We start from the raw sequence: 12,611 nt of genomic DNA, 5'->3' as shown, positions 1-12,611 counted from the left end.
CGCGTCTGACAAAAAGTGACTCGCCGTAAGGGCGAAAAGGTGACTATGCGTCGCTATCGCAGCTGGAGTTTTCGCGCCACCAAAACCAGCGCCAAAAAGCTTTCAAGCTACGCAATAACCCTCCATCACTGCGCCGCAATAGCCTTCTCGATAGCCGCCCGGAACGCCGGATCATCCGGCTTGGTCAGGCTGGAAAAATTACCAATCACCTTGCCCTTGCGATCAACCACATATTTGTAGAAATTCCACTTCGGCGCACTGCTCTGGTTGGCCAATTCAACGAACAACGGAATCGCATCCTTGCCCCGAACCGGCTGAGCCTTGGTCATGGTGAACGTCACACCGTAATTGGCATAGCACACCTTGGCCGTCTTCTCGCTATCGGCGTCTTCCTGCTTGAAGTCATTGGACGGCACACCCAACATCTCCAGGCCCTGTTCGTGATACGCCTTGTACGTTGCTTCAAGCCCCTCGAACTGCGGCGCAAAACCACAGTAACTGGCGGTGTTCACCACCACCAGAGGCTTACCGGCAAACCGCTCGCACAGCTCGATCTGCCCCTTGCCCCGCAATTCCGGCAAGCTGCCCTGCAATAACGCCGGGCAATCGGCCGCCCAGCTCGACGCACTGGCCAGCAAGCCCAGCACCGTCACCGTCAACCCCTGTATACGCATGTCTGTTGCTCCCGCAATCCAAGCCTTGATCTTGCAGGGTAGCGCCTAACAGACGCTCATGCCCAACTGCATCAACGCCAAGCCCCCGCGGTGCCAGCCCCACCACACCAGCGCCAGCAGCAATATTCCGGCAACAGCCAGCAGCCCGCGAACCCAATAGCGGCTCATGCTGCCTGCGCCTGCAAGCGGGCGACCGGGCGTTCGCGTACCGGCCAGTTCAGGGCGGCAGCCAACACGCTGAGCAGGATGGAGATCTGCCACACCAGGTCATAGCTGCCCGTGCGGTCGTACACCACCCCACCCAGCCAGCCCCCCAGGAACGCACCCAGCTGGTGGAACAGGAACACGATACCGCCCAGCATGGAAAGGTTGCGCACCCCGAACACGGTCGCCACGGTGCCATTGGTCAGCGGCACGGTAGACAACCACAGCAGCCCCATGGCGATACCGAACAGGTAGGCACTGAACTGAGTCACCGGCGCCCACAGGAACAGCACGATCACCACCGCCCGCAGCAGGTAAAGCCCGGTCAGCAAGCGCGGTTTGGACATACGCCCACCCAGCCAGCCAGCCGTGAAGGTGCCGACAATATTGAACAGCCCAACCAGCGCCAGCACCGTGGTACCGGTACTCGCGGGCAGATGCTGGTCAACCAGGTAGGCCGGCAGGTGCACGCCGATGAATACCACCTGGAAACCGCAGACGAAGAAGCCCAACGCCAGGAGCCAGAACCCAGGATGCGAACACGCTTCACGCAACGCCTGGCCCAGCGTCTGCTCGGCACCATGGCTGGGCAATGGGCGGTCGCGCAGCAGGCCCACAAAAGGCACGATGAATGCCACCAGCAGCCCCAATACCAACAGGGCCGCCGACCAACCCAGCCACTGGATGAGGCCCAGGGTACCCGGCAACATGGCGAACTGGCCGAACGAACCTGCGGCGCTGGCGATGCCCATGGCCATGCTGCGCTTGTCGGCCGGCACAGCCCGCCCGACCACACCGAGGATCACCGAAAACGAAGTGCCGGAGAGGCCGATACCAATCAGCAAGCCCGCACTCAGCGACAACGACCAGGCCGAGTCGGCCGTGCCCATCAGGACCAACCCCACGGCATAAAGAATACCGCCGATAATCACCACCCGGGCCGCGCCCAGGCGGTCGGCCAAAGCGCCGGCAAAGGGTTGCGCCAGCCCCCAGATCAGGTTCTGCAAGGCAATGGCGAAGGCAAACACCTCACGACCCCAGCCAAAATCGGCGCTCATGGGCGCCAGGAACAGGCCGAAACCGTGCCGTACACCCAATGACAACGCCAGAATCAACGCTGCCCCCACCAATACCCATCCGCTGGTTCGCCACACCGAAGTCATTATCGTTATCTCCAGCACATCGCAAGGTTTACGGGTATATACCCGCTTATGGTCGTATCATTTCAGGCCAGCTGGTTCAGCAGGCGCACCAGTTGATCACGCTGCCCGCCCCCCAGGCGTTCCACTAAATCGGTTTGTGCCTGCTCCCAGGCAGGGTGGGCAGCTTGCAGCAACTGCTTGCCGGCTGCGGTCAGCAACACCTCACGGTTACGCTGGTCATCGCCCTCGGCCAGGGCTACCAAGCCCTCAGCCTGCAGCACACGCAGGTTGCGGCCCAACGTACTGCGCTCCAGCCCCATGGCCTCGGCCAGGGTTGTGATGCTGGGACGCTCAAGGCGCTGCAGGTGCCGTAACAGCGAAAACTGGGCGACATTCACCCCGAAGCCGGCAAGGGCTTCGTCGTAATGCCGGGTCACCCCACGGGCAGCACGGCGCAAATGGATACAAAGGCATTCACTGGTCAGCATGGATACGTGTATATACCCGCGTATTGCCTGTTGCAAGAAGTTTCATGGCGCCGGGCGAGGCGACGCTTGAGTGACACGATGCTCAGAGCCCCAGCGCCATGCCAAGCACCACCGCCAGCTCAAGCAGTTCCAGCAGCGCCCCGGCCGTATCGCCCGTTGTGCCACCCAGGCGTCGGCGCATGAGCTGCCGCAGCCAGGCAAATACCGCCAGCGCCAGCACCACGCTCCACCCGCCCAGCCACAGGCAAAACAGCGCACAACCCAGCAGTACCCAGCCCGCGGCGCGCCGTGGCAGATGCTCCGCCAATGCCTGCCCCAGGCCACCTGGCCGCACGTATGGGGTACACAGAAACAAACCCAGCATCGCCGCCCGCCCCAGCAGCGGCGCCAGCAGCAGGTGGGCAGTGACGCCCTGCTCGACCAGCACCCAAAGGGCACAGAACTTCAGCAACAGCACCAGTACCAGGGTTACCACGGCCATTGGCCCGCTGCGTGGGTCTTTCATGATCCGCAACGTGCGCTCGCGGTCGCCAAAGCCGCCCAGCCAGGCGTCCGCACTGTCGGCCAGCCCGTCCAGGTGCAAGGCCCCGCTGAGCAGCACCCACAGTGCCAACAGCAACGCCGCGTGCAGCGGCGCCGGCGTGCCCTGCAGCAGGTGGCTTGCCAGCCACAACAGCAACCCGAACAGCAGCCCGACCAGCGGATAATAGAGCAGCGAACGGCCCACCTCACGGGCGGCGGGCATGCCCGGTAAACTCACCGGCAAGCTGCTGAGAAACTGCAAGGCAATCCAGAACGGCAACGGCAGCATCTCAACCTTCCTCGACCAATAGCCCGCCCTCACTCACCAACAAGCGGACCAAGGCACCATGCCCGACCTCGACCTGCAACAGTTGGTGCCTGGGCAAGCCGCGAGCACGCGCCAGCAGCAGGCGCATCACCCCACCATGGGTGACCAGCAGCACACGCTTGCCGGCGTGCTGCTGGTACAACCCCTCGACCGCCGCCAGCACCCGTGCCGCAAAGGCGTGCACCGGCTCGCCGTTAGGCGGCGTGAAGGCGTAGGGGTCTGCCCAGAACTGCCCCAGCGCATCGGCCTGGTCTTGCATGATCTGTGCGGCGCTGCGGCCTTCCCAGTCACCAAAGTGCAGTTCTTGCAGGGCAGGCACCCGGCACACCGGCAAATTCAGGTGCGCACCCAGCTCATCGGCAAACCGCGCACAGCGCTGCAGCGGCGAGCTGACCAACACCTGCCACGGGCCGGCACCGGCCACGGCACTGCGCATCTGGGCCCAGCCTTGGTCGGTCAGCGCGTCATCCAGGCTGCCACGCAGCCCGCCCTGCTCGGTTTCGCCGTGGCGCAGCAGGTCGAGGATCATGCCGGGCGGTCCGCCACAGCGGCTTCGGCAAAGGTCGCCATTTGCCCATGCAGCGCACACGCCAGGCGTAACAGCGGTACCGCCAATGCGGCGCCACTGCCCTCGCCCAGGCGCAGGCCCAGGGCCAGCAACGGCTCGGCCTGCAGCGCCGCGAGCAGGGCCTTGTGCCCAGGCTCGGCACCTTCGTGAGCGAACAGCAGCCAGGCCCGGCACTGCGGGTTCAGGCGCACCGCCACCAGCGCAGCAACGCTGCAGATGAAGCCATCGACCAGTACTGCGATACCCGACTGCGCGCAGCCGATATAGGCGCCGACCAGGGCAGCGATCTCGAACCCGCCAACGCACCCCAATGCCTGCAACGGCGCGTCAGCCCGCAGGCCATGCAGACGCAACGCCTGTTCGATGACCTGCGCCTTGTGCCGCACACCCGCGTTGTCCAGGCCGGTACCAGGCCCGCTCAGCTGTGCCGCCGGGCAGCCCAGCAAGACGCTGGCCACGGCAGCCGCGGCAGTCGTGTTGCCGATGCCCATCTCGCCACCAATGAACAACTGCGCACGCTGTTCGGCCGCGCGCAAGGCGCTGTCGCGGCCCGCCTGCAGGGCTGCCAGCAGCTGGTCTTCGGTCATCGCCGGCTGCCGGGCAAAGTTCGCGGTACCGGCCCCCAGGCGCAAATGGCGCACGCCGGGCAGTTCCAGCTGTAGGTCGACGGTGCCGAGATCGACCACCTCCAGGCTGGCGTGCAGTTGCCGCGCCAGCACACTGATTGCCGCGCCACCGCCGACGAAATTGCACAGCATCTGCCCGGTTACCGCCTGCGGGTAGGCCGAGATGCCTTCCTCGACCACACCGTGGTCACCAGCAAAAATGGTGATGGCCAGCTGGTCCAGCACGGGGCGTTCCTGCCCCTGCAAACCGGCCAGCTGAATGGCCAGGCCTTCCAGCTGGCCAAGCGAGCCGGCAGGCTTGGTCAGTTGCTGCTGACGCGCGCGGGCCTGGTCCATGGCGGCGTTGTCGAGGGGTTGGCAGGGGGTTTGCCACCAGGGTTGGATCATCGGGGGAAGCCTGTTCAGGGTTGGACAATGGGTAGTGGGGGTTGCACGGTGCATGGCTGGGTCATGGCGCGGCGCCCTTGAGCACCAATGGCAACCCGGCAACCGTCAACACCACGCGTTGACAGCGCTCGGCCACCGCCTGATGCATCCAGCCGGCCAGGTCGACATAACGCCGGGTCAGCTCGCCCATGGGCACCACCCCCAGGCCGGTTTCGTTACTGACCAGGATAATCGTGCCAGGCAGTTGCTCGAGGCAATCGAGCAGCGCATCACGCTCGTGGGCCAGCCGTTGGTCATCCTCCAGCATCAGCAGGTTGGTCAGCCACAGGGTCAGGCAATCCACCAGCAGGCAACGCCCCTCGGCCGCTTCTGCGCGCAATACCGCCGCCAATGCCAGGGGCTCTTCGATCAAACCCCAGGCGGCAGGGCGTCGTTGCCGGTGCAGCGCTACCCGCTCGTTCATTTCACCGTCCAGCGGCTGGCTGGTGGCAATGTAGGTCACGGGCAGGCCGCTGGCAGTGGCCCATTGCTCGGCCAGGCGGCTTTTGCCCGAACGGGCACCGCCGAGGATCAGGCTGCGCATGTCAGGCCACCCCGCACAGTTGGCGCAACAAGGTGGTGTTCAGGTGCGCGTCCACCAGGTCGGCCAGGCGCTCGATGTCACGTTCACGCAGGGCTTCGTAGTCAATGACCTGCACATCGTCCAGGCCCGCCCAGCGCAGCAGGGCGGCACATGAATGGCTGCCTTCGAACAGCCCATGCAGGTACGTGGCCAGCACCTGCCCGTCGTCGCTGATGGCACCGTCGCTGCGGCCATCGGCCAACTGCACGGCAGGCTGCGCCAGGGCCGGGCCGCGGGTGACACCCGCATGGATCTCATAACCGCTCACCGCCGCAGCCTCGAGGTTCAGCGTGCCGGTGACATTACGCAACTGCTTCTGGGCTTCGAGCACGGTGGCGTAGTCGAACAAGCCCAACCCGCGGCTTGAACCGGCAGCCCCTTCAAGCCCCAGCGGGTCATGCACTTCATGGCCGAGCATCTGCAGGCCGCCACAAATTCCGATCAGTTTGCCGCCATAGCGCAGGTGGCGTTCGATCGCCTTGTCCCAACCGCGCTCGCGCAGCTGTGCCAGATCGCCGCGGACGCTTTTCGAGCCAGGCAGGATGATCAGGTCGGCAGCCGGAATCGCCTGGCCAGGGCCGATAAATTGCAGGTCTACCTGCGGATGCAGGCGCAAAGGGTCGAAGTCGGTGTGGTTGCTGATACGCGGCAGCACCGGCACGATCACCTTGAGCACGCGGTCCTGCTTGCGGCCCTGGCGCATGTCGATGCCATCTTCGGCTTCAAGGTGCAGGTCGGTGACGTAGGGCAACACGCCCAGCACCGGCTTGCCGGTGCGTGCCTCCAGCCAGTCCAGCCCTGGTTGCAGCAGCGCGATGTCGCCACGGAAGCGGTTGATCACAAAGCCCTGCACCCGCGCCTGCTCACTGGGCGACAGCAGTTCCAGCGTGCCCACCAGGTGGGCGAACACGCCACCACGGTTGATGTCCGCGACCAGGATCACCGGGCAGTCGACCGCTTCGGCAAAGCCCATGTTGGCGATGTCGCCCGCGCGCAGGTTGATTTCTGCCGGCGACCCCGCGCCCTCGACCATGACCACCGGCCAGGCAGCGCTCAGGCGCTGGTGCGAGGCCAGCACTGCCTGCATGGCGACAGCTTTGTAGTCGTGGTAGGCCACCGCGTTCATGCTGGTGACGGCACGCCCATGGATGATCACCTGGGCGCCGGTATCACTGTTGGGCTTGAGCAATACCGGGTTCATGTCGGTGTGCGGCGCCAGCCGGCACGCCTGGGCCTGCACCGCCTGGGCGCGGCCAATTTCACCGCCATCGGCGGTTACGGCACTGTTCAGCGCCATGTTCTGCGGTTTGAACGGCACCACACCCACACCCTGGCGCAACAGCCAACGGCACAATGCAGTTACCAGCGTGCTTTTGCCGGCGTCGGAGGTGGTGCCTTGCACCATGAGGGTGGTCATGCCGTTTCCTTTTGGTAGGCCGCCAGGGCCTGGGCCAGGCGTTGCTCATCTGCCAGGCTGGCGGGCAGCCCCAGGCGTACTGCGGCAGGCTGCTCGAACAGCCGCACCAGAATGCCGCGACGGGCGAGAAAGTCGTGCAGGTGGGCTGCGCCTGGGCTGCGTACATACTGGAACAGGTCACAGCCGCCGGTGGGCGTCAGGCCTGCGCTGTGCAGCATTGCCGCCAGTCGCTGGCTGGCGGCGGCACAGCGTTCTGTTTGGGCACGCTGCGCGGCCTGGTCAGCCAGGCTGACTTGGGCCAACACCCGGGTCGGGCCGTTGACGGTCCACGGGCCAAGCAACTCGGCCAGGCGCAACAGCAGGCTGTGCTCGGCCGCCACGAAACCGAGGCGCACGCCGGCCAGGCCGAAGAACTTACCGAACGAGCGCAATACGATCAGACCAGGGCGTGCGCTGCAATCCACCACGCTGTCTGCGGGGGTATTGTCCATGAAGGCTTCATCCACCAGCAGCCAGGCACCGCGCGCAGCCAGCCGGGCGTGCCAGGCCAGCAGCTGCTCACGGGGCACGCGGCGCCCTGTGGGGTTGTTGGGGTTGACCAGCACCAGCACGTCGAGGCCGTCGAGTGCGGCCTCGACCTGTGTTTCGTCCAACTCGAGCAACTGGTGCCCCGCCCTTTGCCAGGCATGGGGGTGCTCGGCATAGCAGGGGCCCAGCACCCCGACCCGTCCGCTGGCACGCAGCAGCGGTAAGGCCTGGATCGCGGCCTGCGAGCCAGCGACTGGCAATACCTGGCTGGCGCCGTAATAGCGGCGCGCGGCCGCTTCCAGGCCGTCCTCGGTTTCCGGCAAGCGGGCCCAGGCTTCAACAGGAATGGGCGGAATGGGAAACGCCCACGGCGCGATGCCGCTGGACAGGTCCAGCCAGTGCTCACGGGCAATCCCGTATTGATGCACTGCACGCAGCAGGCGACCGCCGTGTTCAAGCATCCAGGTAGGCCCCCAGGCAAATCACCAGCAACCACAGCCATACGCCGCGCTGCACCAGGTTCCAGCCACGCTCGATGGCGTCGGCATCGGCCGCCGGCCCCTCGCCCAGGCGTGGCCGCTCGTGCAGCTCGCCGTGGTACACCGCCGGGCCGCCGAGTTCGACACCTAGCGCACCTGCACCGGCCGCCATGACCGGGCCGGCGTTGGGGCTGTCCCACAAGGGGCCCTGCTTGCGCCAGCAGGCCAGGGCCACACGGGTTTTGCCGAGCAGCGCATACGTCAGCGCCACCAGCCTGGCGGGAATATAGTTGAGCACGTCGTCGATGCGCGCTGCGCACCAGCCAAAGCGCTCGAAACGCGCATTGCGGTAACCCCACATGGCATCGAGGGTATTGCTCAGGCGGTACAACACCACGCCCGGCGCACCGGCCACCACGAACCAGAACAGCGCAGCGAATACAGCGTCGCTGCCATTTTCCAGCACCGACTCGGTTGCTGCCCGCGCTACCGCAGGCGCGTCCAGCTCGCGGGTTTCACGGCTGACCAGAAAACCTACCCGGCGCCGCGCTTCGTCCAGGTCGCCCTGGCGCAACGCCTGAGCCACTGGCAGCACATGTTCGCCCAGGCTGCGCAGCCCCACAGCGCAGTACAACGCCAGCACATCAACCAGCCAGCCAATGCAGGGCAGCCAGGACAGCACCAGCGCCACCAGGGTCAGCGGCACCACGGCCAGAAACCAGGCGCTGACACCGTGGCTGCGCCAACCGCGGCCACCGGCATTCAGGCGCCGCTCCAGGTGATTGGCCATGTTGCCGAAAGCCACCAGTGGGTGGCGGCGCTGCGGCTCGCCCAGCAACGCATCCAGGGCCACGCCAGCCACGGTCAGCATAGCCACGCTCATTGGCACTCTCCCCATTGGTTTTCGAACAGCATTTCACTCAAGGGCCGCTGCTGGGCCCAGTTTTCCTGGACCAGCATGGGCGCCGGGTAGAACGCCGTAACCGGCCCCAGGCACAGCACTGCCACCGGTTTGGCCCCCGCCGGCATACCCAGCAGGTCCGCCAGGGCCTGCGGGTCGAACAGCGACACCCAGCCCATGCCCAGGCCTTCACCACGTGCTGCCAGCCACAGGTTTTGAACGGCACAGGCCAGCGACGCCAGGTCCATTTCAGGGAGGGTACGGCGACCGAAGATGTGCGGTTCGCGGTTGTCCATCAAGGCCGCCACCAGCACCTCGGCACAGTCGTTGATGCCTTCCACCTTCAGTTTCATGAACGCGTCGGAGCGCTCGCCCAGGGCCTGGGCAGTGCGCACCCGCTCCGCCTCGACCAAGGCCTGGATCTGCCCGCGCAGTTCACGCCGGGTGATACGAATGAAACGCCAGGGTTGCATGAGCCCGACGCTCGGCGCCTGGTGGGCAGCGGCCAGCAGGCGAGCCAGCACAGCCGGCGCCACGTCCCCACCCGCGAAATGGCGCATATCGCGGCGCTCGCCGATGGCCCGGTAGATGGCAGCGCGTTCGGCGGCGCTGAAGGCGTGTTCGCTCATGGCCGTAACAGTGCCGCCGCCGCAGGCGGGTTGGAGGGGAAATAGAAATGCACATAGGAGGCGGTCAGCCGCCCGATCCGGTACACCGCTTCATTGCCGCGGCCGCCGTTGGGGCTCAGGCCGCGGGCAATCGGGTCCAGCCCGGTCGTGGTCAGGGAATGGTGGTAGGTGTGCCCGCGCAAGGTGCCTTCCGGCAACTCCACTGCCTGCAAGGCCAAGGCCGCCAGGCGCTTCTGCATGGTCGCCTCCCCTGGCAGCAGGCCGAGCAGTTCGGCGCGCTCGCCGGCCACGTCGGTCAACGCCTCGAGCAGGTACAGCATGCCGCCACATTCGGCCAGCAGCGGCTTGCCCTGGGCATGGTGGGCGCGGATCGCTGCGCACATCGGCGCGTTCGCCGCCAGCCCGTGATGGTGCAATTCGGGGTAGCCACCTGGCAGGTACAGGCTGTCTACCGCAGGCAGTTCGCGGTCGTGCAGCGGCGAGAAGAAGGCCAGTTGGGCACCCAGGCTGCGCAGCAGGTCGAGGTTGGCACCGTAGGTGAAGGCAAAAGCCTCGTCGCGTGCCACGCCGATACGCACACCGGCCAGCGAGGCTGCGCAGGCGTGTACTGCCGGCTCGGCAAAGCACACCGGTGGCGGCAGCGCCGCATCGCAACTGGCCCCCAATGCTTCGGCGGCGGCGTCCAGGCGGGCATCGAGATCGTTCAGTTCGCTGGCCTGGACCAGGCCCAGGTGCCGGCTGGGCAATTCGATGCCACGCTCGCGGGACAACCCGCCATACCAGCGCAAGCCTTCGGTCAGGCTGCCTTCCAGCAGCTGTGCGTGGCGCAGGCTGCCGACCCGGTTGGCCAGCACCCCGGCAAACGGCAGGTCGGCCTGGTAGCGCGCCAGGCCCAGGGCCAGCGCGCCGAAGGTCTGGGCCATGGCCGTGCCGTCGATCACTGCCAGCACCGGCACTCCGAAATGGCGTGCCAGGTCGGCACTGGAGGGGGTGCCATCGAACAACCCCATCACCCCTTCGATCAGGATCAGGTCGGCCTCCCCTGCCGCTTCCCACAACAGCCGGCGGCTTTCCTCCGCGCCGATCATCCACAGGTCCAGCTGGTACACCGGCGCGCCACTGGCCCGCTCCAGAATCATGGGGTCAAGAAAGTCCGGCCCGCACTTGAACACCCGCACCTTGCGCCCGCGGTTACGGTGCAGGCGGGCCAGTGCGGCGGTGACGGTGGTCTTGCCCTGGCCGGAGGCGGGAGCCGCGATCAGCACGGCTGGGCAGTGGCGCGCCTGGCTCACAGCTCTACGCCTTTCTGTGCGCGGATGCCGGCCTGGAAGGCGTGCTTGAGCATGCCCATCTCGGTCACGGTGTCGGCCAGCTCGACCATTTCAGGCTTGGCCCCGCGGCCAGTGACGATCACATGCTGCATCGGCGGCCGGGCCTGGATGTCGGACAGGACCTGGTCAAGGTCGAGGTAGCCGTGCTTGAGGGCGATGTTCAGCTCGTCCAGCACCACGAACTGCACGCTGGGGTCCTGCAGCAGCTGACGGGACACCGCCCAGGCGGCTTCGGCGGCGACGATGTCGCGCTGGCGGTCCTGGGTTTCCCAGGTGAAGCCTTCGCCCATCACTTGGTAGCGCACCTGCTCGGGGAAGCGGCGGAAGAACAGCTCTTCACCGGTGCTGTTGCGGCCTTTGATGAACTGCACCACACCACACTGCATGCCATGGCCCAGGGCCCGCGCAAGCATGCCGAAGGCCGAGCTGCTCTTGCCTTTGCCATTGCCAGTCAGCACCAGCAGCAGGCCGCATTCGTTGGGGGAGTTGGCGATACGTTCGTCGATGACTGCCTTCTTGCGCTGCATGCGCGCCAAGTGGCGTTCGTCGCGTTCGGTGGGTTCGCTCATCAGGGTTCTCCGCTGGCTGTCACCACGGCAACGCGCGGCAATAAAGAGTAGGCAGGCAGACGGAGAACGCGCAGGGGCCATGGCAAGGGGCCACGGTGCACCGCGCATCACCCTCCGTGATGCCGTTGGCAGATATCAGGCCGGTCTCCGGGCTTGTGAGGGGGCCTTGGCCCTGGCCTGCGCGCCTTCCCGGGTAAACACCCAGTGGCCCTGCGCGGCCGCGACTCACCTACCGTTGCGGGGGCAGCGCCGGACTCGCGCCATGCTGGCGCCCACCGGCTTCCCAGTTTCACCCTGCCCAGTCGGGGCTGGCAGGGCACCTGAAACACGCGCGAAGGTTAGAGGGTTGCACCGGGAGCGTCAATCGGAGTGGGCAGGGAGTGCGAACTTGCAATGCGGCGACGCTGGCCAATTCTCCAGGCTGTGCCACACTGATAGCACATAGCCATCACGCGCGACTGTACGCCACCACAATGACAAAAGGAGAGTGCAGCATGCGAGGCCACCTCATCAACAACCCGAACCTGGAGCTCCTTGGCCCGGTGCTGGAACGCTGGGTCGACTGCATTGACCGTTGCAACCAGTTTTACGGCGATGGCGAGGCACCTTACTGGCACGGCGCGGCTGCCAATGCCGGGGTGCTGGCAGCCGCGGCGTGGGAGGCTGAGCTGGCGGCGTTACAGCAGTTTGCCGGCAAGAAGCAGCGCGATGAAGGTGACCATGAGGGGCGCTGCGATCTGTCGATCAGCAGTGCTGACCAAGTGCTGTACCTGAGCGTGGGTCAGCGGTGGCCAAGGCTGGCGAAGCTGGACATGGCAGCTGCATTGCAGGAAACCGCTGTGCGCGCCCGGCAGGTGGCCTACCCCAGCCAGTTGAAGGCAGGGGCTTTGTTCATCAGCCCATGGAAAGCTGGCCAGCACGCCAGCCCTGAAGAGTTGCAGGACATGGTCGACGACTTGCAGAAACACAGCGCGTGCGCGGTGGCCTGGTACTTCCCGTATGCGTACCGCAAGTTGCATAACGAGCTGGGGCAGTACTTTCCGGGGGTGGCGTTGTTGCTGAAGCAGGCTTGAAACAACGTGGGCGTTGAAACCGCATAGGTATTCGTTCGCGTAGGCCGCGCCGAGTCACCTTTCCGCCCTTACGGCGGGTTACTTTGGTCTTGGCCAAAGTAACCAAAGCCGCCCGCTCCCGTC

The 12,611-nt window shown here is 65.9% G+C and carries 15 protein-coding genes and 1 riboswitch; of the genes, 1 reads left to right on the top strand and 14 read right to left on the bottom strand.

Annotated features, from left to right (window positions below; genetic code table 11):
- Positions 1 to 125: 125 nt before the first annotated feature.
- The 14 genes from QME24_RS23965 to cobO all read right to left on the bottom strand — a co-directional run bounded on the left by QME24_RS23965 (position 126) and on the right by cobO (position 11,415).
- Positions 126 to 674, bottom strand: a complete 549-nt coding sequence (locus tag QME24_RS23965; protein WP_029887569.1) for a glutathione peroxidase — start codon at positions 672 to 674, stop codon at positions 126 to 128.
- Positions 675 to 719: 45 nt separating this feature from the next.
- Positions 720 to 842, bottom strand: a complete 123-nt coding sequence (locus QME24_RS23960) for a hypothetical protein (RefSeq protein WP_256217120.1) — start codon at positions 840 to 842, stop codon at positions 720 to 722.
- Entirely contained in the window at positions 839 to 2,032 is a 1,194-nt protein-coding gene (locus QME24_RS23955; protein WP_161892414.1) for an MFS transporter, read from the bottom strand. The genes QME24_RS23960 and QME24_RS23955 overlap by 4 nt, the downstream gene beginning before the upstream one ends.
- A gap of 71 nt (positions 2,033 to 2,103) precedes the next feature.
- A complete protein-coding gene (locus QME24_RS23950; RefSeq protein WP_029887567.1) occupies positions 2,104 to 2,508 on the bottom strand; it encodes a MarR family winged helix-turn-helix transcriptional regulator in 405 nt (134 codons plus the stop codon).
- 82 nt (positions 2,509 to 2,590) lie between these two features.
- Positions 2,591 to 3,319: an adenosylcobinamide-GDP ribazoletransferase gene (locus QME24_RS23945; protein WP_029887566.1), complete on the bottom strand. Its 729-nt coding sequence runs from the start codon at positions 3,317 to 3,319 to the stop codon at positions 2,591 to 2,593.
- 1 nt (position 3,320) lies between these two features.
- On the bottom strand, positions 3,321 to 3,887 hold the full coding sequence (gene cobC / locus QME24_RS23940) for an alpha-ribazole phosphatase family protein (protein ID WP_029887565.1): 567 nt from the start codon (positions 3,885 to 3,887) through the stop codon (positions 3,321 to 3,323).
- Entirely contained in the window at positions 3,884 to 4,939 is a 1,056-nt protein-coding gene (cobT, locus tag QME24_RS23935; protein WP_029887564.1) for a nicotinate-nucleotide--dimethylbenzimidazole phosphoribosyltransferase, read from the bottom strand. The genes cobC and cobT overlap by 4 nt, the downstream gene beginning before the upstream one ends.
- A 61-nt stretch (positions 4,940 to 5,000) precedes the next feature.
- Positions 5,001 to 5,522, bottom strand: coding sequence for a bifunctional adenosylcobinamide kinase/adenosylcobinamide-phosphate guanylyltransferase (gene cobU / locus QME24_RS23930; protein ID WP_029887563.1), 522 nt, complete (start codon positions 5,520 to 5,522; stop codon positions 5,001 to 5,003).
- Position 5,523: 1 nt separating this feature from the next.
- Positions 5,524 to 6,978, bottom strand: a complete 1,455-nt coding sequence (locus tag QME24_RS23925; RefSeq protein ID WP_029887562.1) for a cobyric acid synthase — start codon at positions 6,976 to 6,978, stop codon at positions 5,524 to 5,526.
- Positions 6,975 to 7,967: a threonine-phosphate decarboxylase CobD gene (cobD, locus tag QME24_RS23920; protein WP_029887561.1), complete on the bottom strand. Its 993-nt coding sequence runs from the start codon at positions 7,965 to 7,967 to the stop codon at positions 6,975 to 6,977. Before cobD ends, QME24_RS23925 begins: the two co-directional genes overlap by 4 nt.
- Positions 7,960 to 8,868, bottom strand: a complete 909-nt coding sequence (cbiB, locus tag QME24_RS23915; protein WP_029887560.1) for an adenosylcobinamide-phosphate synthase CbiB — start codon at positions 8,866 to 8,868, stop codon at positions 7,960 to 7,962. Before cbiB ends, cobD begins: the two co-directional genes overlap by 8 nt.
- Positions 8,865 to 9,515, bottom strand: coding sequence for a 5,6-dimethylbenzimidazole synthase (gene bluB, locus QME24_RS23910; RefSeq protein ID WP_029887559.1), 651 nt, complete (start codon positions 9,513 to 9,515; stop codon positions 8,865 to 8,867). The genes cbiB and bluB overlap by 4 nt, the downstream gene beginning before the upstream one ends.
- Positions 9,512 to 10,807: a cobyrinate a,c-diamide synthase gene (locus QME24_RS23905; protein WP_029887558.1), complete on the bottom strand. Its 1,296-nt coding sequence runs from the start codon at positions 10,805 to 10,807 to the stop codon at positions 9,512 to 9,514. Before QME24_RS23905 ends, bluB begins: the two co-directional genes overlap by 4 nt.
- A complete protein-coding gene (cobO, locus tag QME24_RS23900) occupies positions 10,804 to 11,415 on the bottom strand; it encodes a cob(I)yrinic acid a,c-diamide adenosyltransferase (RefSeq protein WP_029887557.1) in 612 nt (203 codons plus the stop codon). Before cobO ends, QME24_RS23905 begins: the two co-directional genes overlap by 4 nt.
- A 120-nt stretch (positions 11,416 to 11,535) precedes the next feature.
- A riboswitch (cobalamin riboswitch) is annotated at positions 11,536 to 11,754 on the bottom strand.
- Between the two features lie 155 nt (positions 11,755 to 11,909).
- Here cobO and QME24_RS23895 point away from each other — a divergent pair.
- Positions 11,910 to 12,488, top strand: coding sequence for a hypothetical protein (locus QME24_RS23895; protein ID WP_281691072.1), 579 nt, complete (start codon positions 11,910 to 11,912; stop codon positions 12,486 to 12,488).
- The last annotated feature ends 123 nt before the right edge of the window (positions 12,489 to 12,611 follow it).

The sequence above is a fragment of the Pseudomonas sp. PARCl1 genome, assembly GCF_947311875.1.
In the GTDB taxonomy this organism is placed as follows: domain Bacteria; phylum Pseudomonadota; class Gammaproteobacteria; order Pseudomonadales; family Pseudomonadaceae; genus Aquipseudomonas; species Aquipseudomonas juntendi.
The sequence above is the reverse complement of the archived record's forward strand: the minus strand, read 5'-3'. Positions and strand labels throughout refer to the sequence as shown.